25 protein-coding genes and 2 pseudogenes are annotated in these 22,550 nt (G+C 55.7%); 11 read left to right on the top strand and 16 right to left on the bottom strand.

Going from position 1 to position 22,550, the window contains the following annotated elements:
• Window positions 1-120: 120 nt before the first annotated feature.
• From AXG89_RS27940 to AXG89_RS27960, 5 genes are all read right to left on the bottom strand, one after another.
• On the bottom strand, window positions 121-573 hold the full coding sequence (locus AXG89_RS27940; RefSeq protein ID WP_082771626.1) for an NlpC/P60 family protein: 453 nt from the start codon (window positions 571-573) through the stop codon (window positions 121-123).
• Window positions 470-1,267 carry a M15 family metallopeptidase gene (locus AXG89_RS27945; protein WP_069638444.1) on the bottom strand — a complete coding sequence of 266 codons (798 nt, stop codon included), beginning with the start codon at window positions 1,265-1,267 and terminating at the stop codon, window positions 470-472. Before AXG89_RS27945 ends, AXG89_RS27940 begins: the two co-directional genes overlap by 104 nt.
• Window positions 1,268-1,376: 109 nt before the next feature.
• Window positions 1,377-2,336, bottom strand: coding sequence for a tyrosine-type recombinase/integrase (locus AXG89_RS27950; RefSeq protein WP_062173713.1), 960 nt, complete (start codon window positions 2,334-2,336; stop codon window positions 1,377-1,379).
• A gap of 12 nt (window positions 2,337-2,348) precedes the next feature.
• Window positions 2,349-2,714, bottom strand: coding sequence for a hypothetical protein (locus tag AXG89_RS27955; RefSeq protein WP_062173711.1), 366 nt, complete (start codon window positions 2,712-2,714; stop codon window positions 2,349-2,351).
• 68 nt (window positions 2,715-2,782) lie between these two features.
• A complete protein-coding gene (locus AXG89_RS27960; protein ID WP_062173709.1) occupies window positions 2,783-3,070 on the bottom strand; it encodes a hypothetical protein in 288 nt (95 codons plus the stop codon).
• A gap of 115 nt (window positions 3,071-3,185) precedes the next feature.
• On the opposite strand from AXG89_RS27960, the gene AXG89_RS27965 reads away from it, so the two are divergent.
• Entirely contained in the window at window positions 3,186-3,617 is a 432-nt protein-coding gene (locus AXG89_RS27965; protein WP_062173707.1) for a response regulator, read from the top strand.
• A gap of 297 nt (window positions 3,618-3,914) precedes the next feature.
• Window positions 3,915-4,163: a hypothetical protein gene (locus AXG89_RS27975; RefSeq protein WP_062173703.1), complete on the top strand. Its 249-nt coding sequence runs from the start codon at window positions 3,915-3,917 to the stop codon at window positions 4,161-4,163.
• Here the strand turns inward: AXG89_RS27975 and AXG89_RS27980 are convergent.
• The 3 genes from AXG89_RS27980 to AXG89_RS27990 form a co-directional block, all read right to left on the bottom strand.
• Entirely contained in the window at window positions 4,158-5,291 is a 1,134-nt protein-coding gene (locus AXG89_RS27980) for a sensor histidine kinase (RefSeq protein ID WP_205583089.1), read from the bottom strand. The two genes, AXG89_RS27975 and AXG89_RS27980, sit on opposite strands and share 6 nt — an antisense overlap.
• 475 nt (window positions 5,292-5,766) lie before the next feature.
• On the bottom strand, window positions 5,767-7,311 hold the full coding sequence (locus tag AXG89_RS27985) for a hybrid sensor histidine kinase/response regulator (RefSeq protein ID WP_062173700.1): 1,545 nt from the start codon (window positions 7,309-7,311) through the stop codon (window positions 5,767-5,769).
• Window positions 7,312-7,323: 12 nt separating this feature from the next.
• A complete protein-coding gene (locus tag AXG89_RS27990) occupies window positions 7,324-8,127 on the bottom strand; it encodes an alpha/beta fold hydrolase (RefSeq protein ID WP_062173698.1) in 804 nt (267 codons plus the stop codon).
• Between the two features lie 217 nt (window positions 8,128-8,344).
• On the opposite strand from AXG89_RS27990, the gene AXG89_RS27995 reads away from it, so the two are divergent.
• Window positions 8,345-8,779 carry a response regulator gene (locus tag AXG89_RS27995; RefSeq protein WP_062173696.1) on the top strand — a complete coding sequence of 145 codons (435 nt, stop codon included), beginning with the start codon at window positions 8,345-8,347 and terminating at the stop codon, window positions 8,777-8,779.
• A 554-nt stretch (window positions 8,780-9,333) separates the two neighbouring features.
• Here the strand turns inward: AXG89_RS27995 and AXG89_RS28005 are convergent.
• The gene (locus AXG89_RS28005; RefSeq protein ID WP_442861764.1) at window positions 9,334-9,609 is read right to left on the bottom strand and encodes a hypothetical protein; all 276 of its coding nucleotides are present in this window, start codon (window positions 9,607-9,609) and stop codon (window positions 9,334-9,336) included.
• Between the two features lie 89 nt (window positions 9,610-9,698).
• Between AXG89_RS28005 and AXG89_RS28010 the strand changes: the two genes are divergently transcribed.
• The 3 genes from AXG89_RS28010 (at window position 9,699) to AXG89_RS28020 (ending at window position 12,462) form a co-directional block, all read left to right on the top strand.
• Entirely contained in the window at window positions 9,699-10,142 is a 444-nt protein-coding gene (locus tag AXG89_RS28010; RefSeq protein ID WP_062173693.1) for a LexA family protein, read from the top strand.
• On the top strand, window positions 10,139-11,410 hold the full coding sequence (locus tag AXG89_RS28015) for a Y-family DNA polymerase (protein ID WP_062174157.1): 1,272 nt from the start codon (window positions 10,139-10,141) through the stop codon (window positions 11,408-11,410). The genes AXG89_RS28010 and AXG89_RS28015 overlap by 4 nt, the downstream gene beginning before the upstream one ends.
• A gap of 92 nt (window positions 11,411-11,502) precedes the next feature.
• Complete coding sequence (locus tag AXG89_RS28020) at window positions 11,503-12,462, top strand: SOS response-associated peptidase family protein (RefSeq protein WP_062174158.1); 960 nt, start codon at window positions 11,503-11,505, stop codon at window positions 12,460-12,462.
• 123 nt (window positions 12,463-12,585) lie between these two features.
• On the opposite strand, the gene AXG89_RS28025 is transcribed toward AXG89_RS28020, so the two are convergent.
• On the bottom strand, window positions 12,586-12,987 hold the full coding sequence (locus AXG89_RS28025; RefSeq protein ID WP_069638471.1) for a hypothetical protein: 402 nt from the start codon (window positions 12,985-12,987) through the stop codon (window positions 12,586-12,588).
• A 379-nt stretch (window positions 12,988-13,366) separates the two neighbouring features.
• Here AXG89_RS28025 and AXG89_RS44940 point away from each other — a divergent pair.
• Window positions 13,367-13,480, top strand: a pseudogene (locus tag AXG89_RS44940) (H-NS family nucleoid-associated regulatory protein); the annotation flags it as partial.
• A gap of 293 nt (window positions 13,481-13,773) precedes the next feature.
• Here AXG89_RS44940 and imuA read toward each other — a convergent pair.
• Window positions 13,774-14,484 (bottom strand): translesion DNA synthesis-associated protein ImuA, encoded by a 711-nt coding sequence (gene imuA / locus AXG89_RS28035; protein WP_062173689.1) that lies wholly within the window; start codon window positions 14,482-14,484, stop codon window positions 13,774-13,776.
• Between the two features lie 283 nt (window positions 14,485-14,767).
• On the opposite strand from imuA, the gene AXG89_RS28040 reads away from it, so the two are divergent.
• A complete protein-coding gene (locus tag AXG89_RS28040) occupies window positions 14,768-15,166 on the top strand; it encodes a response regulator (RefSeq protein WP_062173687.1) in 399 nt (132 codons plus the stop codon).
• Window positions 15,167-15,446: 280 nt separating this feature from the next.
• Here AXG89_RS28040 and AXG89_RS28045 read toward each other — a convergent pair whose 3' ends face one another.
• Both AXG89_RS28045 and AXG89_RS44945 read right to left on the bottom strand, forming a co-directional pair.
• Window positions 15,447-15,695 carry a hypothetical protein gene (locus AXG89_RS28045; RefSeq protein ID WP_062173685.1) on the bottom strand — a complete coding sequence of 83 codons (249 nt, stop codon included), beginning with the start codon at window positions 15,693-15,695 and terminating at the stop codon, window positions 15,447-15,449.
• Between the two features lie 2 nt (window positions 15,696-15,697).
• Window positions 15,698-15,829: pseudogene (locus tag AXG89_RS44945) on the bottom strand (DUF3717 domain-containing protein); the annotation flags it as partial.
• A gap of 570 nt (window positions 15,830-16,399) precedes the next feature.
• On the opposite strand from AXG89_RS44945, the gene AXG89_RS28055 reads away from it, so the two are divergent.
• Window positions 16,400-16,696, top strand: a complete 297-nt coding sequence (locus tag AXG89_RS28055; protein WP_062173683.1) for a type II toxin-antitoxin system MqsR family toxin — start codon at window positions 16,400-16,402, stop codon at window positions 16,694-16,696.
• 2 nt (window positions 16,697-16,698) lie between these two features.
• Window positions 16,699-17,100, top strand: a complete 402-nt coding sequence (locus AXG89_RS28060; protein ID WP_062173681.1) for a type II toxin-antitoxin system MqsA family antitoxin — start codon at window positions 16,699-16,701, stop codon at window positions 17,098-17,100.
• Window positions 17,101-17,127: 27 nt separating this feature from the next.
• Here the strand turns inward: AXG89_RS28060 and AXG89_RS28065 are convergent, their stop codons facing one another.
• Window positions 17,128-17,619, bottom strand: a complete 492-nt coding sequence (locus AXG89_RS28065; protein WP_062173679.1) for a hypothetical protein — start codon at window positions 17,617-17,619, stop codon at window positions 17,128-17,130.
• 734 nt (window positions 17,620-18,353) lie between these two features.
• Between AXG89_RS28065 and AXG89_RS28070 the strand changes: the two genes are divergently transcribed.
• Window positions 18,354-19,277, top strand: a complete 924-nt coding sequence (locus AXG89_RS28070; RefSeq protein ID WP_373408605.1) for a DMT family transporter — start codon at window positions 18,354-18,356, stop codon at window positions 19,275-19,277.
• A 1,383-nt stretch (window positions 19,278-20,660) separates the two neighbouring features.
• Here AXG89_RS28070 and AXG89_RS28085 read toward each other — a convergent pair.
• Window positions 20,661-22,079, bottom strand: a complete 1,419-nt coding sequence (locus AXG89_RS28085) for an inorganic phosphate transporter (protein WP_062173676.1) — start codon at window positions 22,077-22,079, stop codon at window positions 20,661-20,663.
• Between the two features lie 141 nt (window positions 22,080-22,220).
• The gene (locus AXG89_RS28090; RefSeq protein WP_062174114.1) at window positions 22,221-22,484 is read right to left on the bottom strand and encodes a hypothetical protein; all 264 of its coding nucleotides are present in this window, start codon (window positions 22,482-22,484) and stop codon (window positions 22,221-22,223) included.
• Window positions 22,485-22,550 lie beyond the last annotated feature (66 nt).

Genomic DNA, 22,550 nt, shown 5'->3' on the forward strand with positions numbered 1-22,550 from the left:
CAAGTTGTCGACGATACAAGCGAGGAGGACGACAGGCTGCTGTTAGCCGGGCTGTGCCTATCGTCAGTCGCTGGCACATGGCCACTAACAGCCCCACGGTACACCTCCAGGCCAACCTCGCTACGAAGAGTTCGCGGCGTTGGGCCACCGGTAAGCAAGGATACGACCTTTGGAATACGCGAGCTCCCTCACTTCACCGCGCTGATTTCCGCCAAGCAGATATATGTGGTTCTCGTCGTGCCGGAGATAGAAACCTACATGCCCTTTCCAACTGAGCGGGTCATCTCGGGTGAGAACAACGAGGCAACCGTACGCAGGGCTGGTAATAGAGATGCCCCAGTTCAACCACGAGCGCGCTACAGCCGACCCGGTACCGACAAACCCCGCCTGAAATAGACACCAATTGATGAACGATGAGCACCAAGAGATCTTGTCATCGTACCCAAGGAGGTTCGTGTAACTGTTGTATTCAACGATACGTGGATTGCATTTTCCTACCGGAAACCGCTTCGTCCCCATCTCTCCAATGGCGATCGGCATCCAGGTCGGTGTCACTGGTCGAGCGGTACTCATTCTGCTGTTCCTGATAGCGGTAAAGGTCTGAGGCTACCGCGTCTTCTTCGACAGGACCATAAAGAGCTTGGGCCTGCTGCGTTACTACGGCCCAGTAACGATCGCCGTATGACCAATGCCACCACTCCGATGGATAGTTCACGAAGCCCGCTATCTCCATCGCCTTCGCCAAAATCCTACGGTTCGCTTTCGCTGTTTGCGGGATAAAAGTGCACGCGGTGTAGCAAGCGCCGGACGATTCCGTATCCATGGCATTCAAGACGCTGCCCATCTCTACGTGACCCCCACCGATTTGTTGCAGCGTAAGATCAACGGCCGCACCGGTAGGGTGGCCAGCGACATCAGGTGGCGCAACATAGCGGCTCGCAATGTCCAATACCTCATCGTCACTAATCCCAGGATAGGAGCCGCGCACCTTGGCAACATAACGTTGGAAAGATGCTCGTTGCTGTGAGAGTGGACGATAAGCTTCGGTAATTAGTAACTGAAGTCCATTTGGGAGCGCCTGATTAGCAACAAGCAACCGCTTGGCGACTGTCTTTCGAGCGTAAAGAAAGAATTCACTTCGACTTGAAATTAAGGTGCGGTTGAGATCGACCGAAATTTTGTCGGAAAACACTGCGAGATCAACGAATGACTCGCCATTCTCGGCGACCTCAATATTCCGGATGCGTGTATCAGCCAAAGTAAGCATCCGTGTGTTCCAGTGTCCATGTGCACATATTGTCAGCAATTTAGGCGCGATTGTCGAATGACCGATTCTGGCCGCTTTAAGACGGCCTTATTGATGCACTACGGCATAACTACACGCGAATCCGCTCGATTTCGTCGAGGGTAATGTTGTCGTGACGCCGGTCATAGAGCTGGGTGGTACGGGTCGACGCGTGGTTTGCCATCGCCGCTGCGTTCTCCAGCGTGCCGCCGTTTTTCAGATAGGCGGTGATGCCCGTCGCGCGAAACGTGTGGTTGCCAATCTTCGTGTTGATGCCGACCGTAAGCGCTCTGCGCGTCACCATCGCATACGCATTCGCCTGGGGCAGGGCAGTGGTGCTCAGGCGCCCAGTCCCGCGCTGGATCGTGCGAAACAGCGGCCCCTTACCCTCGGCGCCAATCCCGGTGCCGTCGATGTACGCATCCAGATACGCTTCAAGCGTGTGGTGACAAGGCATCTCGTGCTGCTTGCCGCCTTTCTCGCGCAAGCGCACCCATAACCGTTTGTTCTGCGTGTACACGTCGTCCACGCGCATCGCGAGCGCTGCACCCACCCGTGCGAACGAAAACACCATCAGCCCAATCAACGCCCGATCCCTGAGGCCAATGGGTGTGCTGACATCGATGCTATCAAGCAGCTGCCGGGCTTCGCTCGCATCGAGCACAGGGGTCTTGCCCTTGCGAGCTGTATGAGTCGGCCCACGCACGGACGCCGCAGGGTTATGCGGCACGACCTGGCCAGTGACGAGCCAGTCAAACAGGTGGCGGATTGCCGCCAGGTGCTGCTTGACGGTCGGCGCCGACAGCATCTGCGTCTGCAGTTCAATCCAGGCCGCCACGTGCAGCGGCTGCACGTCAGTGATCGAGCTCACGCCGGTCTGCGCGCACCAGGCGAAAAACTCGCCCACCGCATGCGCATAGGCTCGCCGTGTATTTGGGTTGCGAATGTTGGAGGCGAAGAATTCTAGAAAGCGCACACCGGCGCGTTCGCCGGCGCGGGTCATCAGCGCCGGCAGCGGCGCGGACGAGCGGACAAGGAGCGCCTCAGTCATGCTGATCCCTGGTTACAAGGTTTTTTGGAACGCGGCGAATTGCTCGATGAGCCTTTGCATATCGGCGGCTGAATTGGCTTTGATTTGGACGTGCGCACCAATGAGTTCAATTTGCCGGCCGGCTCGCCCGCGGATCCACGCGGCCAGCGCAGCCCCGAGGATCTCGAGCGCGCCCGGGCTCACGGGCACATTAAATTCCACCACGGCCTGCACGTGCGCGTTGTCCATCGACAAGCGGGGACGTACAAGTTGGCCGCCCTGCGCGCACAAAATGCCCAAGAATTGCTGGAGCTCGCGGCTATATTGACTCTCGGGTCCGCCAAAAGGATCGTCTTCAACGGACGAACGCATGACGAACTGAACTGCATCAGGTTTCATCAGCTGGTCCTTCTAAAAATCCACTTATTTGGTCTGCGTTACGCATGCCAACGATCCGGAAGCCACGCTCAATGCAGCGTGCGCGTGCCGCGATCAGTGTCACGAACAGTGGCCTGCAGAAGAATGTTGGCGCGACATTCGGCCTTGATCGCATCCGCCGCTTCCTCGACGAGCCGGTTGCCGCGAAAGCGCGCGACCTTGGCATCGATAGTGTCGTCGATGTGCCGGATGGCGGCATCGACACTGGCCGGGTCGTCCGGATCGAATCCGGCAGTGATGACTTCATCCTCCAGCGCCTTAAGTCCTTCGGCGGCTTCTTCGAGGATGCGCGTCATCTCGTCTGACAGGGTGGCCATGGGCAGCTCCGCTATATGTGATAAGAGACATTATCATATATAGATGGAGCGGTAAGGCTTCAACAAAACCTTGGCAGGCACGTGCGGTGCTGCAAACGTGCGCAAGGAGTCTCCCATGCACTTATCGTCGAACAAATCACGCGCTGGTCCTTGGACCCAACGCCGCATTAAGCTTGGCAAGGGCACCTTGCGCGTTCTGGTTGTCGACGACAATCAAAACGCCGCTGAAGCGCTCGCGACCTACCTGGCGTTTGAGAAGATCGACTGTCAGACGGCGTTCGGAGGCGCACAGGCAATTTCGGTAGGCGTCGCATGGAGTCCGCATGTGATCCTCATGGATATCTCCATGCCCGACTGCAACGGCTTCCAGGCCGCGCTCGCTTTGCGGCAGGATGCTCGCACCCGTGAAATTACGATCATTGCCTTTACCGCGTTGGATGAAGCGGAAGTGCTTCGCCATCTGACTGACCATGAATTTGACGGCTATTTCCAGAAAGGTCAGTCGCCGACTCATCTGCTCGCGCTGATCTCGAACTTCGCCACTTAGTAAGCTAGGTACATCCATCGATGAAATTTTTGTCGCACCACATTTCGGCGAAATTGCGGGCATAGCCGACCGCTTTTAACTCAGTCGCAAACGCTGGGGAACAACTCGTCTCGTGCAAGGTTTCCGGTTCTCGGCTCGATGACACTCGCGAAATCGCCGCGCGACCAACGAAGTTTGTGCCGATCTGTTCGACAATGCATTCGATATTGAAGTCTCGGTAGACGAACTGCATACGCCTCCTTCGTGTAACCTCAGCATGCAGGTCCGGTTTTCGGGGATGGTGAGTTAGGAACCTCAATGAACCAACACCTCACCGACGATGATGCGTTCGTGCTGGCGTCCTGTATGTCCCACCAACTGGTGGCGGGGGCAACGATCTCTCCCCACGAAATTCAAATTCTGATCGAGCATCTGGATCAGGTCGGCGGGCTCAACCCGGCCGAGAAGACGACAGTTTTTCTCGCGCGTGAGGATTTGTTTTTTGGGCGTTACCGCGAGGCGGCAACGCGCATTAGCGAGTTGTTGCTGATTCCTCGACGCTTATAGAACCGGCATTGCATACCGGGGAAGGTCGATCGTGAAAATGCACCCAACGCCCGGTTTGTCCAGAGCGGTGAGCGTGCCGCCATAGGATTCGACATTTCGTCGGGCGATCGATAGGCCCAGTCCCAAGCCGCTCTTGTCGGTCGAGTGCTGCTTGAACGGTTGAAACAACAAGGCAACGCTTCCTGGCGGCAACCCCCCACAGTGGTCTTCTACGTTAATTAAAATACGGTCCGCAACAGCATGGACCCGCAACATTACTTCGCTATGGGCATACGTAAATTTGAATGCGTTTTGCAGCAGGTTGCCCAGCGCGGCATATAACAGATCCCGATCACCCTTAACGGCAAGCTGGGGCTCGACATGGGACACCGAGAACTTGCATCCTCTCACGCGCGCTGCGAGTTCCGCCGCATGCCGCACCTCGACAATAAACTCCGCTATCGAAAACACGTCCGCAGAAACTGGATTCCCCGTCTTTTCTCGAACCTCATTCAGTGAACGATCAATGAGGTCGCGCAATCCCGTCAAGCTTCGTTTTAACAGCGTCCCCGTCGCGCCTGAGAGCGTTAAATTTCCCGCATGGGCAGCATCAAAAGCGAGCGAGGCGGTGTTGAGATAATTCCTGAGCTCGTGGGCGAAGAAGCCCGCCTGCTCGTTGGCTTCCAGGGTTTGCCTTTCAGCAGCAATATTATCGCGTTGGTAACCAAATTCGGTGACTGCGTCGGCAATAGCGTTGTCCAGGCAACGGTTGAGCGTCCTGAACTCATCCACTTCAAAGGGAGCATCGCGCTCGTAGGCGAGGTCGGTGATGGCTTGGCAAAGGTCGCCGTAGTCATGCACCACTTGGCTTACATTAAACCCGAGGTCAAGCAGGGCTCGACCATGCAGTGCCGCAGACGTACCCATTTCTGAGGTTACGCCGCCGCCTGCTGGTCCAGAAATCGTGCGGCTATCCAGCGGTTCCGTCGTCTGCTCCACGCGCAGCGTTCTAATAAGCTGGTCTAAAAACAGCGGTACGCCATTTTTAATTTGCTCGACCGTCGCTTCACGCGCCGGTCTCAACGCCACTTTCGCTCGACACCGGGTAATGAGCTCAGCGCGGTTATTGAACAAAAAATCGTGCATCATCGGCAACACCCCACTTTTCTGCGGCTGTTCGGCCTAAGGCCGGTCTTCTGGCAAAAAAGGTGCGCTGCGGGCGCTGGGCGGCGCAGGCGTAGTGCGCGTTCCGTTATCAAAAAGCTGATGGGAAATGAACGCGCATCTGCTCAGTATGAGGCTTTTCGTCTAGCCTAATTTTAACAAGGGTCCCACTTACGATCGGAACAGCGCAATCGCTGGCGATCGGGGCTTGCCGATCACATATGATCCCAACGTCGGCGTTGACATAACGCCTGATCTCGTAATGCGTCGCGACTGGCGGAAGTCGACCCCACAACCGTCATTGAACCCTGCGCCGCGTCAAGGGACGCAATCGAGGATATGCTTTCGTTCACTGTTTTAAGATGGTGAACAAATTCGCGCCCAAAGCGGACGGCACGATCCCGACGGACATCACGATCAGCTAGACTCGGATTTAGATCCACTGATGTCAGCCACGCTTTCAGGCTCGATCGAGGATAGCCAACAGCTCTAGGTAATCGACCGGTTTCGTGAGATGCAGATCAAAACCCGCAGCTTCGGCGTTTATCTTGTCTTGCGGCTGGCCCCAGCCCGTCAGCGCGATCAACAAGACCTCACGCCCTTCGGGACGTTGGCGGATCTGCTCCGCCAGTTCGTACCCGTTGAGATCTGGCAAGCCAATGTCCAACAGGATGGCGTCTGCGGGCGACTCAAGCAGCAGCTTTAATCCAGTTGCCCCATTGTGTGCTGTTCGGACCTCGTGGCCGTCGGTATCGAGCAGCATCGCAAGACTCAGCGCTGCATCTTCGCTATCGTCAATGATCAGCACCCGCCTGTTTTTACGACCGGGGGGATCGGAGGTTGCGCCAGGCTGCGACGCATCATGCCGAGAAACTGATCTCGGCAGGCGAACGACGAATTCGCTTCCTTGCCCAATTCCTTTGCTCGAAGCGGTGACCGTACCGCCATGCCGCTCGATGAGGGACTCGACCAATGACAATCCGATACCCAAACCACCTTGAGAGCGCGAAAGCCCGGGTTCCAGCTGCGCAAATATTCCGAAGATCGTCGGCAGATGCTCAGGCGACATGCCGATTCCGTTATCGCGTACCGTCACAATCGCTACGTCACCGTCTCGGGCGACGCTGACTTCGATAGCGCCACCAGTCGGCGTGTACTTCGCTGCATTGTTCACCAGGTTCTGAAACACCTGGATTAGCCGCACAGGATCTGCGTCAAGCATGATGGGCTCGGCTGGCAGCGTCAACTTCAGGGTATGTGCCGACGCATCGATGAGGACGCGCGAACCCTCGATCGACTGCCGTATGACGTCGCCCAGATCCATACTCTGTCGCCGCAGTTCGAGCTTGCCTTCAACCACCCTCGATACTTCCATCAGGTCATCGACGAGCCGTGCGATCTGACCGACTTGTCGTTCAAGCACGCCACGCGACCAAAGCACTTGAGGATCGACTAAATCCTTGTTCCGGAGCAGCTCTACGACTGCTTGGATCGGCGCCAACGGATTGCGTAACTCGTGGGCGAGCGTCGCGAGAAATTCATCTTTGCGGCGATTGATCAGTTGCAGCGCCTTTTCAGCCTGCTTTTTAGCCTCAAGTGCCTCTTCCGCCCTCAAACGCGTGGATAAAAGTTCCTGCTCGTATTTATCCCGGTCGGTGACGATCACAAAAGCGAAGTCGTCGTACTGCGCATCGCCATCGCCTCGGCGCAAGACGTTAATTAGCATGGGCACCTTGTGGCCGGCGCTGTGGCGAATGTCAAGCTTTACTTCCGCCACTGAGCGCTGCATTAGCAGCAACGGTGCCCAATGCGTTTGATGGAAGACTTTACCGCCGATGGTCAGCAAATCCTGAATGCGGCGTCGACCTACGAGCTCCGTCGCTGCAAATCCGCACCAACTGCAAAACGTCGCATTGGCACGGACAATGGTGCCGTCGATCCGGGTGGTGACGAGACCGCAGGGTGCGTGTTCGTATGCTTGCTCGAACGAATTAAGCGTCTGCATCAGGTCGCCTGTTCACAAGCCGAGGCCTGCCAGAAAGGCTTCGGTTGCATCTTTGCTTGGACCCGGAGCACTTAGGTGTGGGCAGTGGCCGACGTTCTGAACCACGCTCAGGCTGCTGCCGACGATCCGCTCGTGCATATATTGCCCGACGCCCACAGGCGCAAGCAGATCGTCGTCTGATTGTATTATCAGCGTAGGCGTAGTCACTTTCGACAACTCCGCACGGTGATCGGCAAGGAACGTCACGCGTGCAAAATGCTTGGCGATTTCAGGGTTTGTGCGACAAAAGCTGTTGGTCAGTTCTTCGCCCATCTCGGGGCCGTTCGAGGCCCCCATGATGGCAGGTGCCATCGTGCTCGACCAGCCCAAGTAGTTGCTTTCCAGTGTTTGCAGCAGTTCGTCGATGTCAGCGCGTGCGAAGCCGCCGACATATTCGCCGTCGTTGATAAACGAGGGCGAAGGCCCGATCATGACGTTAGCTGCGAACTTGTCCGGCATCTCGATCGCAGCGAGCATGCCGATCATTGCGCTGACCGAGTGTCCAACGTAAATCACCGGGCCAGTTGCGAATTCCTCGACGATCTCCAGCACGTCTGATGCGTAACCGTGAAGAGACCCGTACTTGGCACGGTTGTAGGCTGCGAGGTCGGAATCGCCGCCGCCCACGAGGTCAAACAAAATGACCTGATATCGGGCAGCGAAGCTCGGTGCAAAAAGGCGCCACATATTTTGGTCGCAGCCAAATCCATGCGCGAAAACAATCGTAGAGGGCCCGTCGCCCTTGACGTGTACGTTGTTGCGAGATTGGATGCTCATCGATGGACCTCAGGACTGTGCTCTATTGTTTCACATTAACAGGCCGTGATTTTTACCGGGCCGTAATTTGATGGAATTGCTGAAAGCAGCTGCCGAATTGCTCGTCAATCGTCTCCGTATCTTGCTGCTGGCCTCGAGTAGATATCCTCACTGGGGTTCCTGGGTCTCCAAATTGCTGAAACTACGTATGAAACGTAACGTCTGCTGGAGATGTTGTATGAACTGGGAAACCGCACGAAACCACATATGGACCGAGCGCCGAGTAAGCGCTGCAGGCTCGCGCCTTCGTGTGCTAGTGGTAGACGACAATCAAAACGCGGCGGATGCATTGGCGATGTATTTGCATCTGGAGGTCCTCGATATCCGGACCGCCTACGGAGGACGGCAGGCGGTTGATGTAGCCATAACGTGGACGCCGCATCTCATCTTGATGGATATTTCGACGCCGGGATGCACGGGTTTCGAAGCGGCTTTAGTGATTCGCCGAGATACAAAAACGAGTCATATCGCGATCGTTGCCTTTACTGCGTTGGACGAGACCGAAGTGCGACGTCATCTCATGGACCACGAGTTTGATGCCTATTGCCAAAAAGGTCAGCCGCCCAGCGAACTCGTTGCATTGCTAAAACAGCTGACGGTAGATCCCACCTGACGCTGCTAGGGACGTTTTTAGTCGAGTTTAAGTACGTCGCGACGCGTGCTGCAACGCATATCGACCTGAGAAAACCCTTCATGGGCTCACCGTAGCGATGTGCCATGCCGTCGGCATGCAACTTAGTGGAATTGCTTACGCCGTTCAGTGAGCAATATGCACGCTGCTACGGGCGCTGCGCGATCGCGTCCGCGCAAATGGCCAAGACGCGCTGAACCATGGTGCTTGATAGATTCAACGCCATATCTCCCGTGAACAATGCTTGAACGTGTGCCTGCCGGATCACGACCTTGGCTTTGAACAGGTCGCGTCTCGCGAGTCGTAGTGCGAGTTGCCCCAGGTTGACTCGCTCAAGCCACGGCATCTTTACAGCGTTTCGTCTGAGCCAGAGCCGGCAACTCTCGACCACGTGGTCGACCCGCCATTCACTAGTCAAGCTATGCGACGCTGCCGCGGTCACGACCAGGAAGCACAACAATTCTGCGCGCCGTTCATTCTCTACAAAACATGCAACTCCTCGTCTAGCGTTTTCTGTTGGCCTTGCATCGCTTGGGTCATGCGCTGACTGCACCTGATCGCGGTGCCAATGCAACTTCCGTCACACCCGTCGCAATAGTGACGATCGCGCACGTCCTCCCCTTCCACACGTTGTAGTGGTCGCTTGGCGGCGTTCCGACCGTGCGCCCGTTTTCACGTGCGTAAAACGTCGGCTCGCCGCTCTTCCCGCGAGACACCGCTTCGTCCACCGAGTCGCCAAAGGCCGCTCGCAGCTCCGCTACAAAGGCCGCCATCTTCGGCATAGGATGCGTTCGCCGAACAAGCATATCCATAACAGCCTCCGTAATCGACAAAAAAGGGGCAATTCAGCGTTTCAAAACCCGTTATAGAATACTGTACATCCATACAGTGTTGTCTGTCCATGAGCCGCCCGATCCCTATCACCGCCGACGCCGCAGGCTCATTTCTCATCGAAGTGCTGGCGAAGGTGCCGGCGGGATTTCCCAGTCCTGCGCAGGACCATACGCAAAAGCGCATCGATCTTAATGACGTGCTGGTGCTCAATCCGATCGCAACTTTTCTGTTCCAAGTCGAAGGCGATTCGATGATCGATGCCAGGATCTTTGACGGCGACCGGCTCATCGTTGACCGTTCAATCGAGCCGGTGCATGGTCGAGTGGTCCTTGCCTGCGTCGATGATGAGTTCACGGTCAAGCGCTTGTACAAACGCTCGGGTGTCATTCGTCTGCATGCCGCGAACCCGCTCTATCCCCCGATCACGTTCGTCGAAGGGCAGGAGATGAGCGTATGGGGTGTGGTCACGTGGAATTTGCGTCAGCTTTTGCATCCGCAGAAACGTCGATGACCACCTTTGCCCTGATCGACGGCAATAATTTTTACGTGTCATGCGAGCGGTGTTTCAAGCCGTCACTCGTTGGAAAACCTGTTGTCGTGCTCAGCAACAACGACGGGTGCGCGGTCGCGAGATCGCAGGAAGCGAAAGACCTGAAAGTGGGAATGGGGCAGCCGTATTTCCAGATTCGCGACCTCGAGCGCACCAACGGACTTATCGCACTCAGCTCAAATTACGCGCTGTATGCCGATCTCAGCGACCGCATGATGTCAGTGATCGGCCAGTATTCGCCCGTCCAAGAGATCTATTCGATCGATGAATGTTTTCTCGACCTGGGCGGATTTCGCTGTGACCTGACGACCTATGGCCCTCAGATACGCGCCCAGGTGCTGCAGTGGATCGGCATTCCCACGTGCATCGGCATCGGTCCCACAAAGACGCTCGCGAAAATGGCGAACCACATCGCGAAGAAGAATGTGGGGCGCCTATGGCATGGGGTATGTGATATCGGAATACTGACGGCAGAAGAGCGCGACAACATCTTTGCGAGCGTGGACGTTGGCGAGGTCTGGGGCGTCGGTCGCAAGATCGGCGCGCGTCTGCATGAGATGGGTGTCGAAACGGTGCTGCAATTCAAACGCGTGAGTCCTTCGTTCATCCGAAAGCAGTTTTCCGTAGTGCTCGAGCGGACTTTGCTCGAGCTCAATGGCATCGCGTGCTATGGGTTTGAAGATGCGGGGCAGCCGCAAAAGCAAGTGCTTTGCTCGCGCAGCTTCGGTCATGTCGTCTATACACTCGATGAGCTGACGCAGGCCGTCACGCAATTTGTCGCGACAGCGGCCGAGCGATTGCGTCGGCAAGCGTTGCACGCCAATCAGGTCCAGGTTTTCATTCGCACAAGTCCGTTCAAACGCGACGACCCGCAATACAGCCGCGCCATCAATGTCCCGCTCGTTTCACCCACGTCGGACACGTTGACGTTGGTCGACTTGGCGTTGTTCGGACTGCGTCAGATCTATCGGGAGGGTTTCCGGTATGCGAAGGCCGGGGTGCTGCTTCACGAATTGCAATCGATCTCAATTGAGCAAGGCGAGCTCTTCGGTCGCGATGCCAGTCGGCAAGCGAAGATGATGGTTGCACTTGATGCGATCAACGACAAGTACGGACGTGGGACATTGAAGGTCGGCGCGGTTGAGCAGCGCAGAACATGGCACATGAATCAGGACAGGCGCAGTCCCGCGTACACGTCTGACTGGGCAGCACTTCCCATTGTGCGATAGGACTGGTCGGTGGAGAAGGGTGATCACCTCTTCGACCAGCGCTGGTCACGCGGGTATCATGGTTCACGAACAGGAGATGGAGAGCATTCGTCATGTGTTACTCGGCTCAGATCACCGCGGACTATCGCAAATACGTGCACGTCTATGGCGCGGACATTGACATCGATGAATTCTTTCGACTGTTTTGGGACCGCCGAAGTGGCAGCAAATCGAAAATTCCCAAGGGAATGGAAGTGCCTTTCCTGCTGCCGCAAAACGATGCAGAAGCGCGTATCAAAGAAGCAATCGTCGAGTTTTCAGCTGATCAAATGACGAAGCTCGAAGAGGACTTGTTTAAACAACGCACACGCTTGGCCGACGCCGAGCGTACGCTGCTGACAAAGACCACCAAAGCGGCGACCGAAAGCCAGCGGATTGCGATCGACAAGATCGCTTGGATCCGCGGCAAGCTGGAGGACATCAACCGCACCGAACTGAAGGATCGTGACTCACGGATCTTTCCTGGGCAATACGCGCCGGTGATGGTTGTCGAAAATGGTCAGCTTGTGGTGAAGCCAATGCGTTATCAATGTCGTCCCGCCGGCAAGCCGGCGTTCTACGACACCAAGTACCCCGGAACGTACAACGCGAGACGAGACAACCTCGAAGGGTTCTGGAAGGGGCTCTTCGGATACACACATGGCGTGATGCTAGTGAGCGCGTTTTATGAAAACGTACCGCGTCACCGTGTCGAGGCTCGTGAGTTGGCTGAAGGCGAGAAAGAAGAAAACCTTGTGCTCGAGTTCAAGCCCAATCCGCCGCGGGACATGCTGATCGCTTGCCTTTGGTCGAAGTGGACAGGCAAAGGTGAGCCGGATCTGTTGTCGTTTGCGGCCGTCACCGACGATCCCCCTGCGGAAATCGCCCTTGCTGGCCACGACCGCTGTATCGTCCCGATCAAGCCTGAGAACATAAACGCCTGGCTCAATCCGGACCCGGCTAACCTTGCGGCTCAGTACGCCATTCTCGACGATCGTCATCAGCCGTATTACGAGTATCGGCTTGCAGCTTGAGCCGAGGAGAACCGCGAATACGTTCGGTGAGCGTAGACGCATAGATCGCCACTCGAACCTCCATTCAGAAGGCCGACTAGGTTCACCGAGTGAAGTTAACAGCAGCGTGGCTGCGGGATACGTTCAAGAGCGAGCACGTCTGATTGCTTCCACTGCCGTCGCGCTGGCGAGGTCCGCGTAGAGTTCGGCCCACTTGCCAAGGAGCGATGAATCGTCGGTGAGGAACAGGGGGTGTTCAGCCCATACACTGACCAATGGTCCCTTCCAACCCAGTTCGAAAATACGAAGATCTTCGTCGTCACTCACGCCCGAATCGACCAGGTCGACGAAGGACGCGAGGTTGTACAAATAGACTTCGGGCGGCTCGATGTCAAAGAGCGCCGCAAGTACAGATGTCGCCCGCTTGGACGCAGCTTCTCGGCTGCCGGCCATCAGGAAGACGATGCGTTCCTCGTTACTGTTGGGCTTACCGTATATCACACGGTATAGGGATGTCCTGCACCGATTGCTCAATTGCGTGCTCATTTCAAATTTTGTCCTGACCTAACATCGGATTGTCCAAGGGTCGACTGCGCTTTGTCGTAACACGGCCTAGTCAACGTACAATCGGTTCAGAGCGGCGCGCGATAACCGTTTTGCCGTATCTCCGTTTCTGGAACGGCCGGAGCCATGATCGGTCGAACTCACATTACTAATCATAGAAGAAAACACGACCCACATGACGGACACTGGATACCGCGCCCTGCTTGCGCAACGTGAAGCACTGGAAAAGCAGATTGAAGAACTGAGAAACGCCGAGCGCGGTGACGCGATCGAATGGATCCGCGAGCAAATGGCCCTATACGAAGTCAAGCCCGAAGAGCTCGAGCCACGCAGTAGCCGCGGCCCGCGGAAGCAATCGAAGCCTGTCGCTGCGAAATATCGTGATCCCGCATCGGGCGCGACCTGGAGCGGTCGTGGAAAGCCGCCTCGCTGGATCGCGGGCCAGGATCGCGACAAATTCGCTATCACTGACTGACCTTCGCCACGATATCGAATCCACGATGTTGACCACACAATTTGTGGACAGCGTTGTGGACAACATCACTTGAAAGCCCATAAGTCGTTGTAGTTCCAACATTTATCGAACCCGCCTCGATGTGCGTCATGGGCCCCCTTCAGTCGACCAATGCAGGCTGAACTGAACCTCCAACACGAGCCGCTCGATATCTTCGTTGCCTCGGTATTTTTTCCAGAGCGAACGAAGTTCCTTTAGGCTTAGTGGTGCGAACTTAGGGAGGGTTTTGGGCATCGCATCGATCTCGGTACGAACTATTCGGTGATCGCGGCGTGCTCGAGCGCAGGCGTGGGCAGTTCGACCGTGCGCCGCTGGACGCGACGATGCTCGCTGATCAAATTGGGCGACGGAGAGAGTTTGACCATGATCGGCGTCGGCGCCGCGGGGCCTTTCCGCTTGATCAGTTCGACGGCGATGCCTTCAGCGACGCCTCGAACAGCAAGTCTAAGCGGCGCAGGCGACGAGTCCTGGGCACGCGCCAGCGGCCGCATGACGACGAACAGCATCTCGGAGCTTTGTGCGGCCAGCAGCAGGCGCCTGAGCGACTCGGCGCGGATATGTTGCTGCCAGAGCACGAGGGCGCCGCAGCTGCCTGCTCTCAGGATCTGTTCCGCGCCCCACAGCGCATCGGACGATTTAGCAGCCTTAAGCCACATGAGCTTGCTCGGATCTATGCCCATAAAGGCGTAGCCATGCGCATTCGGAATCTGCTGCGGGGCGATCAGTGCAATCGGGCGCTTATCCGATAACGCCGCCATGGCGGGACCCAGCAGGCGCATTTCGCCGATCCCCGGCTGCTGTAAAAGCAGCTCGGTCATGGTTCCCAGCGGCCAGCCGCCGCCAGGCAGCTCGGCTGATAGTGCGGCGTAACTCGTGTCCACAGTCCGCTCATGGGCGCGCGCCAATTGCGTCCCTCGCCAAAGGCTTGGGTGGATCGATTCGATATGGTTCGGTAAAGCGCTCATGCAAAATACTGTACATATATACAGCTTTTATAGCTACTGGCAAAAATTAGGTCCAAATCAGATTTAAGGCTAAAGGCGCCTTTCTCCTATTCCACACCGATATTTGCCTGCAAGTTTTCAGGGGTATTTGCCTCTAGCTGCGCCAAGGTGATCAGCGGAACGCGACGGGCGTCATGCTGAGCTTAAGCCATTGGTTATGCAGAAGAATCGGTTAAGGTCTGAAGCGCGTTTGGCATTCTTTTTGCGTGTAAATGCGTCCGCTTTCAAAGACCAAGGAGACCACATGCAAATTCTCATACTTGATGATGACCGCGATCTCGCCGCCAGTCTTGCAGCGCTTGCTGAAAAGCTTGGACACGCTGTCACGGTCGCGCACGATTGTGAAACAGCGCGCGCTCTCGCTTACTCACGTCCGTTTGATTTCATTTTGGCGGATGTCGAGCTGCCCGATGGTGACGGCAGAGTGGCGTGTGAGAGCCTCCGTAGCGAAGGAGCTTCACAAGACGCATATATGATTGCCATTACAGGCCGGGCCGATCTAGGGGACGACGATTTTGCCGCATTCGATGGGTATCTTCATAAGCCCATTACCTTCGATTTACTGGTGCGGGTTCTGCAAGAGTGGCAAACAGCAGCAGGTTTGTCTCCTACAGCGCCCGGGGCAGCAGAGGGTTTGATTTAGCCGCAGCGTTGCGCTGCAACCTTCTGAAGATGGAGATCGAGGAGATTAGCGAGGCGGAGCCACTGAAAGTGGCCTGCTATCTTGGTTTGGTGGTGGGCCGAGCCGATCCGTGGCAGATGCATGGCGCGACGTGCTTGGTTGGAAGACCTTCCCCGAAACAAAACGAAATCGATCGACGCGCCGTGTGGCTATGGAGCAGTGTGTTTGAACTTGCTGTCGACGCTTCGCTCAAGAATGATAATACCCGACAGCATCTCCAGATACTCATCCAACTGAACTCTCATTCGCTGGCAAATTCTTGTCCTACCAAGCGATGAAAATCGCGGGCGGCGGTCCCTAGGATCGCCTTACACATGGCCTGAAATGATCCGACCGAATGCTTTTGTGAGACCGTTCGGACAGTCGCTATGTCAATCGTGTCGTACAGAACCACACCGTTCGAATCGACGAGGGAGAAATCAAATTGCCAGTGGTCAATATCACTGTCGTTGCCGACGCTTGGATAGGCACGATTGAGTACTGCCCGCATCTTTAGTGCCCTGACGATTGTGCTGCCTGCGTAAAACCCACCTCTACGGCATGAAGTTGTTCTGCGGTGAACGTACCTGCGGAAACCGATGACTCATGGTGGTAGATCATTAGTCCGTAGACATCGGCTAAGACTCGCGCACTTGCGCAGAGCGCGGCATCTTCCCCGGTCGCATCGTGAACACGCCAATAGTTTTCGCTGCTTCGACCTGCTCAATCGTATAAACAGTCATAAGGCACACCGTCGATCTTCATAATTACTGTATGGATGTACAGTACATTATCGAAAAATTCGGGACCTGCATAGGTCGCAGTGAAAATATGATGACGGGTGCAATCGGGCGCGCCTAGGAACCAATTGCCGGTGTATTGAAGGCACGCATCGCAGAAGTTGTATCAGCAGCGGTTTCCCCGAAGCCACCGTTCTGCTCGCCGCGATAAGGAAGAACAAGGCCGCAGCGACCGCCCGGCTTCGCCTTGCCGGTACCAGCTGGCTTCCGAAGGGCTGACAAAGCTAGAAGCATCGGAAAGAACTGCAAATGAGAACCGGATCAAGGAACGGGCATATATGAAGGATTACGAATTCCGTATTGATCCCGTTAGTAGCGTAGTCAACAAGAAAGCACCGGACGCGATTCAGTAGCGTATTACCTTAATGCCGACTGCCCTACTTGCCAAAATTAGCCTATTAGGTTAATGTACTGCATGGACAAGAATACGCCCCATTGCAAGCTATCCATCGTCAAACAACTCGTAGAGGCGGATCAGGTTCGTACCACGCGGTCGGCGCGTGAAGGCGCAGCAGCATTAGGTTTTGATTTTGATGAAATGCGGGCCGTGGTTATCGCACTGACGACCAAAGATTTTTTTAAGAGCATGACAACATATGATGATCACAAGGTATGGCAGGACGTGTATCGGCCCGTGACGAGCGCCGGGCCGGTGTACCTCAAGTTGACCGTCATCGACGATGTGCTGATCGTATCGTTCAAGGAGTTATGAGCATGAAATGCCCGTCTTGTGGTGCGGCTAAGCTGGTGCATGAGACTCGCGACCTACCGTATGTGTACAAGGGTCAAACGTTATCCCTTGAGCAGGTGACCGGTGACTTTTGTCCGGCGTGCGACGAGGCAGTTCTCGACGCTGCGGAGTCGCGGCGCACGATGGCGCTGATGAAGGAATTCAACGTGAAGGTGAATTCTGAGCTTGCCGATCCTGCGTTTATCTTGAGCGTGCGAAAGAAGCTGAATCTTGACCAGCGCGAAGCAGGAGAGATTTTCGGCGGTGGCACGAATGCATTTTCTCGCTATGAAACCGGGAAAACAAAACCACCCGTTGCATTGGTGAAGCTGTTGAAGGTGCTGTATCACCACCCCGAATTATTGCAAGAGGTAAGGGCCGCATAGGTTGGTAAATCAGTTTGGCCGCCCAAGTTACTTAGCATCGAGTTTATCGTAAGGCGTCGGATGAAAAAGCCTGTCACGCGCTTTCCGGCGCTGTTGTTTTTGTTCTGCCGATAGTGAGCGCGATTGAGCCGGTGTCAATTCGGCAGTAAGCCAATCGTTCGGCAAGTGTATCGACTCCCCACGCTTCACCAACTCCCCCCGTTGCAAAACCGATTTTTCCAAGGACTGATCGCGCAACGGCGCATTTTCTAACATAGCCGTTGAGGATAGGCCGTGTGCTGACGGCCTATCTTTCTTTTCGGCTTGTTCTTTACGAACTCGCATCAGCAATACATTGAATGTGTTTTGTTTAATGTCGAGTCCCAATCTCGCCAGTTCGTCTCGCGCCTGAGCGCGGGTTACGCCTGCCTCTAAAGCAATCTCGATTCCCTCGAATGCATCTCGAAATCTCGAGGAAATCGGCCGCTCGGTTTTGGCGGCGAAGGCAGCGAAGTGATCGCGAAAAGCAGCATCATTCATGGTCGAGTGCGAGATTGAGTCTGAGCTGTACTCTACCTGACTCTGACTTGTACCGGAAACAAAACTATCTGTGTTTGAGCTGTATTTGATCTGAGTTTGATATGTACCTCTAGAGTGAATTTTGAGTTGGCTGGAGGCACGATGCATGTGTAAACAAAAAATGCTTCGCACTTTTTCTTTACACATGGTGCCCAAAGGGAGAACCCTTTGGAAACCCCGACGGCTACGCCGTCAAGAGCGCGCCCACTGGTCGCTGGAATGGGTCCATTTCTGTTCTGCAGAAGGGCAGCGGACGGCGAGACGGCTTCACGATTGCGATCGTGAACGATCATATCTAAGGCATCTGATTCAAGGAGAATGGGCAATTTTCCCCGACCGCATCAGGCTCTGTTCGGCCATAAGCGGTCGGTCGCCGCCGGCGTCCAATTGAGTGATAATTGGCGCGATTATCCTGTATCACCGGTCCTAGGAGACTTATGGGCGCGAAAACCAAAATCTTGATTGTGATATCGGTGATGGTCTTCCTGAGTTGCATAGCTATCGGTGTTTCGAAATTCAAATGGCAAGGAATCGACTTGGGTCATGCATCTCGTGGTTCGATTTCTGGCGCGCACGCGCCCTAAGGTCCGGCGTACCTTTCTATCGGCGTCGAAGATCTGAAGGCGGAGGCCGGCCAACTTCGGACACTCGACCTGATAACATAAATCGTTGACAATTAGGCTTCGTAATCGTGGATGAACAGCAACCATGAGGCTCAGGTGCCCCTTATTTCGGTAGTGGGAAATCAAGCAACTCCTCTTCGCAGCATCTGCTTGATACTTGTTTCGATGTTTTGCTTCGCGGTAGTTGACGCACTTGGAAAGTCCGTTGCCTTGCAGTATCCGGCGAACGAAGTGACGTTCTTCCGGATGCTTTTTGGATTCATCCCCGCGATCGCCGTGTGCTTGCGTGGCCGTACGATATCTGACCGGCTGCAGAATATGGATGTACGGGGCCAGATCGTTAGGTCCTTGACTCTGCTTGGCGCATCGGCGTGTTTCTTCGCTGCCTTGCCTTATGTACCGTTGAGTGAGGCCGTGGCAATCGTCTATTCAGAAACTTTACTTGTTATTGTCCTTGCTCCGGCCTTGCTGAACGAAAAATTAAAACGTCGCGATGCCATCGCTGCGCTGGCCGGATTCGTAGGCGTTTTGTTGGTAGTTCGTCCAAGCGGGTCGAATACTAATTGGATTGGGCCGGTGCTTCTGATTGCCGCTGCGATTTTCGGCGCGTTGTCGATTATTCAGATCAAGAGAATCCGATCGACCGATGACTCGGGAACGACTGTCCTGTTTTTTACGATTGTTGGCACTGTAATCACGGGTGCATCGTTGCTACTCGCATGGCGCACGCCGACGATCGATGCCCTAAGTCTTATGGCCCTGCTTGGTGCCTTTGCCACCGCAGGCCAGCTTCTTATGACCATGGCCTTTCGTCAAGCCGATGCCGCGGCCTTGGCGCCGTATAACTACACGAGCATCGTGTGGGCAGCGCTCTTTGGCTACGTCATTTGGGGCGAAACAATAGGTACCGTGTCTTTGGTGGGAATCACGATGATTGTTGGAAGTTCGATAGCCGTCGCTCTACGAGGTCGGGAAGCCGAGGGACCTATGGTCTAAGGGGGAACGAGGGTTTCAGTAAGCTTCTGCGCTGCATAAGACGCAGTTCGGCCAAGGCCGGTCACCGAAGGGCTGCTCCGGAATCCGCGACAATTAGGCACAAATCGCACAGGGAGCATTAGGGATGTTGAGCGTTCAATGCAGGTGTGCAGATTTTCGAGATCGAGCTGATTTGTTCAAACGCCACGCTGCACCGTCACAGGGTCGAAGGGCGGAACGCTGATATCCCAGGCTTTCAGTTGCCGACATGGAAAAGCGTGCTTGAACGTGAATACGAACCATGGGGGTCAGTGCACCTCGTCGTCGACACCGCTAAGGTTTCGGTCGAGCAAGCCGTGGAAGCAATCATGCAGCGCCTGTCACCGGCGCCTCCCGAGAGCCGAATGGTTTAGTGTTTGCCACGTCGAGCAAGGAGATTTTGCAGAAGGTAGCGTTCGGCCAACAGCAGCCCTTCTCGGTACTCGCCTTGGTCATCGGCAACTTGATTTGTGCGGACAGGCGAACGGGTTCCATCGGGCAAGCTTTTGATTTGGATGAAAGATGATCGAAAATTATCGACTCCGACTCATGTTTGAGTGGGGTGGCGGCTGTATTTGGGCTGGAGATGACGCAGCCCGCGACAAGTACGCAGTAGGCCCGATTGAGGACTCGCTGCCGCTAGCTGACGCGACACGGAAAAAACTTGCCGACATGACTTATGGCACGACCTGTCGCTCAACTGGGAATATCCTCCAGACCCGGGACCATGGAATGCGCACGAGTACGAGCGCTTTGAAGCGATAGCGTTCGCAATGCGTGACCATCTTCGATCAGAGTTCCAAGACGGCTTCTTCATCGAGTATGTGCGGTTAGGCTTCTTTGAGGGGCGCACCGAACGTCCGTAGGTCGAGTTGCCCGTTGAAGGGTTATCTCGCGGCCGGCGAATGACCGCTTCAAAGAAATGCCACCGTCCCTTGTCGGTCGACTTCGGTCCCTCACTTTGTTCGCCCTCAGCATCAGTTGAGCGCTAGGCGCGATGCTTAGGCGTTGCGTCACCAGCCCAAGCGCCGTAAGGGTCGGCAACTAGTCATCGGCGCGGCTGGTAGTCGTCGATGCGCCAGTCAAGATTAATTCATTTGCCTGCTTACGCGTACTGCTTTGCTTAGCAACATGAGATCCGCCCGGAGTGTTTGGCGCATTCCGAATGGAGAGAGATTTCAACATTTAGTAGCGCCCGTACCATTGCGGCCGATTGACAGCAATTTGCGGATGCCGCTTTGTGCCATGATAGGTCGAGAACATTTTATAGTGACGTGACAACCGCGCGATAATGCATCACACACCAGTTGCTTGGATGATGTGGCGCTTACGTTTCAAGCCGGCACACCTTGATTCATTGCTTTGTCAAAAGCGCGGGTTGGCCAGCACATAGAACAGTCCGGCCGACAGCAGCATGGTCACTGGCAGCGTAACGATCCACGTCAGCGCGATTCGCAACAGCATGTTCCCTTGCACGCCCTGGCCACCGGCGACCATCGTTCCTGCGATCCCAGACGTTACGATGTGCGTCGTACTCACAGGCAGTCCTGTGAAGCCCGCTGTCCCAATCAGCACCGAGCCTACGAGTTCGGCGCTGAGACCTTGGCCTGGTGTCATGTGTTGCCGCCCAAGGCGTTCACCAAGCGTGCGGACTACACGTTTATATCCAACCATCGTTCCGATACCCAAGCAAAGCGCGCTGAGCATGCGGACCCAGAGTGGCGCATATTCTACCGGCAGGCTCATTTCTTTAAGCAGTGTCCCGGCAAGTTTTTTATCATCGGATGAGGCGTCTTTTACTTCCCCAACGTGTTTCATCTGAGAGGTGACGTCATAGATATACCCGCGCAACTGTGCCCGCGTCGCACGCTCATCGTTCGGCGGCGTTGCTTCTGACTTGAGTTGGGACGCTTGCCGGTCAAGCTCCGGCCCCGCATTCTGCAGAGCTTGCGCAGATTTCAGCGCATCCTGCTTTACGTCGTCTCCATATTTTTGAATCAACGGTATCGCTTCGACAGCATGCTGGTGCAGTTGCTGCAACTGGTCAATGGCTTGCGGATTTAATGCATACGTCGCGGGCAGCAGTCCGATTATTGTCAGCATGATCAAGCCGATACTTTTTTGTCCGTCATTGGTGCCATGCGAAAAACTGACCGACGTGCAGGTCAGGATCAACATTGCGCGCAGCCACAGGACTGGCGGCTTGCCTTGTTCCGGCGCTTCGAACAGGTGGCCCTTGCGCACGATCAGTCGAAGCAGGCCGTAAAGTGCGCCGGCCAAAAAGAAGCCGAGCACCGGCGAGATGGCGAGCCCCTCCAGCACCGTGACGATCTGCTTCCAGTCGACGCCCTGCGACAAGCTGCGCGATTTGAGCAGCGCATCGGCCGCCGCTACGCCGATCAACGCGCCGATGATGCAGTGCGAACTGCTATTGGGGATGCCGAAGGCCCACGTCAGGATGTTCCAGAAGAGCGCTGAGGCGAAAATGGACACAAGCATCGGGACCGCAGGCGCGCCGTCGGGCGGTGTCAGTACGTCGGGCGGCAGGATTTCGACTAGCGCATACGCCACTGCAATGCCGCCGACCAGTACGCCCACGAAGTTCATCAGGCCGGACCAGATCACGGCAGGAACGGGCTTCAGGGATTGCGTATAAATGACGGTCGCAACGGCGTTGGATGCATCATGGAAACCATTAGTCGCCTCGAATGCGAGGACCATGACAAAGCATGCGACGAGCATGCCAATGACAATGCCGGAGGACGGCATGAAGTGAACGAGCATCTACGCTCCGGTTGGATCCAGGGAGGAGTCGCGGATGCCGGCTGTGAAGCGCGTGAATGCGAATCGCCCGATGCTAAAGGTCCACGATGAACCTTTTAAGGCAGCAGGAGATAGAAATCAGGAATAGGCGACAGCGGCTGCTCAGACGTCGAGCGTTCGAAGTGCGATCCGCTCGCCAGCGTCAGCGCTAGAGCATTTCTCGATGCTTAGCGAGATGCGCTTTCTACCGAGTTCAAACGCAAGTGCGAGCTGAGAGCGTGTAGTGTCAGCGGCGCCTAGCTGCTCGCGCAGGACTTCGGCCGGTATGGAGAAGGCGCGGTATCCCCAGCCAAAGGCGTAAGCTGAAAACCAGACCGAAGCATCCGGCAAGACGACCGGCTTGGATATCGTAGGCAATGCTTTCATGCAAAACTCCTGATCCGCGTCGCGGTCATGCATCATCGCACCTGGGGCCGGCGAAAGCTGTGCGCC

This window comes from Burkholderia sp. PAMC 26561, from assembly GCF_001557535.2.
Lineage (GTDB): Bacteria > Pseudomonadota > Gammaproteobacteria > Burkholderiales > Burkholderiaceae > Caballeronia.

What these genes read in the sequence shown, in the direction of transcription:
- AXG89_RS27940 (WP_082771626.1), bottom strand. Translation starts at nt 573, where the DNA reads ATGAGTACCGCTCGACCAGTGACACCGACCTGGATGCCGATCGCCATT.
- AXG89_RS27945 (WP_069638444.1), bottom strand. Translation starts at nt 1,267, where the DNA reads ATGCTTACTTTGGCTGATACACGCATCCGGAATATTGAGGTCGCCGAG.
- AXG89_RS27950 (WP_062173713.1), bottom strand. Translation starts at nt 2,336, where the DNA reads ATGACTGAGGCGCTCCTTGTCCGCTCGTCCGCGCCGCTGCCGGCGCTG.
- AXG89_RS27955 (WP_062173711.1), bottom strand. Translation starts at nt 2,714, where the DNA reads ATGAAACCTGATGCAGTTCAGTTCGTCATGCGTTCGTCCGTTGAAGAC.
- AXG89_RS27960 (WP_062173709.1), bottom strand. Translation starts at nt 3,070, where the DNA reads ATGGCCACCCTGTCAGACGAGATGACGCGCATCCTCGAAGAAGCCGCC.
- AXG89_RS27965 (WP_062173707.1), top strand. Translation starts at nt 3,186, where the DNA reads ATGCACTTATCGTCGAACAAATCACGCGCTGGTCCTTGGACCCAACGC.
- AXG89_RS27975 (WP_062173703.1), top strand. Translation starts at nt 3,915, where the DNA reads ATGAACCAACACCTCACCGACGATGATGCGTTCGTGCTGGCGTCCTGT.
- AXG89_RS27980 (WP_205583089.1), bottom strand. Translation starts at nt 5,291, where the DNA reads ATGATGCACGATTTTTTGTTCAATAACCGCGCTGAGCTCATTACCCGG.
- AXG89_RS27985 (WP_062173700.1), bottom strand. Translation starts at nt 7,311, where the DNA reads ATGCAGACGCTTAATTCGTTCGAGCAAGCATACGAACACGCACCCTGC.
- AXG89_RS27990 (WP_062173698.1), bottom strand. Translation starts at nt 8,127, where the DNA reads ATGAGCATCCAATCTCGCAACAACGTACACGTCAAGGGCGACGGGCCC.
- AXG89_RS27995 (WP_062173696.1), top strand. Translation starts at nt 8,345, where the DNA reads ATGAACTGGGAAACCGCACGAAACCACATATGGACCGAGCGCCGAGTA.
- AXG89_RS28005 (WP_442861764.1), bottom strand. Translation starts at nt 9,609, where the DNA reads ATGGATATGCTTGTTCGGCGAACGCATCCTATGCCGAAGATGGCGGCC.
- AXG89_RS28010 (WP_062173693.1), top strand. Translation starts at nt 9,699, where the DNA reads ATGAGCCGCCCGATCCCTATCACCGCCGACGCCGCAGGCTCATTTCTC.
- AXG89_RS28015 (WP_062174157.1), top strand. Translation starts at nt 10,139, where the DNA reads ATGACCACCTTTGCCCTGATCGACGGCAATAATTTTTACGTGTCATGC.
- AXG89_RS28020 (WP_062174158.1), top strand. Translation starts at nt 11,503, where the DNA reads ATGTGTTACTCGGCTCAGATCACCGCGGACTATCGCAAATACGTGCAC.
- AXG89_RS28025 (WP_069638471.1), bottom strand. Translation starts at nt 12,987, where the DNA reads ATGAGCACGCAATTGAGCAATCGGTGCAGGACATCCCTATACCGTGTG.
- imuA (WP_062173689.1), bottom strand. Translation starts at nt 14,484, where the DNA reads ATGAGCGCTTTACCGAACCATATCGAATCGATCCACCCAAGCCTTTGG.
- AXG89_RS28040 (WP_062173687.1), top strand. Translation starts at nt 14,768, where the DNA reads ATGCAAATTCTCATACTTGATGATGACCGCGATCTCGCCGCCAGTCTT.
- AXG89_RS28045 (WP_062173685.1), bottom strand. Translation starts at nt 15,695, where the DNA reads ATGCGGGCAGTACTCAATCGTGCCTATCCAAGCGTCGGCAACGACAGT.
- AXG89_RS28055 (WP_062173683.1), top strand. Translation starts at nt 16,400, where the DNA reads ATGGACAAGAATACGCCCCATTGCAAGCTATCCATCGTCAAACAACTC.
- AXG89_RS28060 (WP_062173681.1), top strand. Translation starts at nt 16,699, where the DNA reads ATGAAATGCCCGTCTTGTGGTGCGGCTAAGCTGGTGCATGAGACTCGC.
- AXG89_RS28065 (WP_062173679.1), bottom strand. Translation starts at nt 17,619, where the DNA reads ATGAATGATGCTGCTTTTCGCGATCACTTCGCTGCCTTCGCCGCCAAA.
- AXG89_RS28070 (WP_373408605.1), top strand. Translation starts at nt 18,354, where the DNA reads ATGAACAGCAACCATGAGGCTCAGGTGCCCCTTATTTCGGTAGTGGGA.
- AXG89_RS28085 (WP_062173676.1), bottom strand. Translation starts at nt 22,079, where the DNA reads ATGCTCGTTCACTTCATGCCGTCCTCCGGCATTGTCATTGGCATGCTC.
- AXG89_RS28090 (WP_062174114.1), bottom strand. Translation starts at nt 22,484, where the DNA reads ATGAAAGCATTGCCTACGATATCCAAGCCGGTCGTCTTGCCGGATGCT.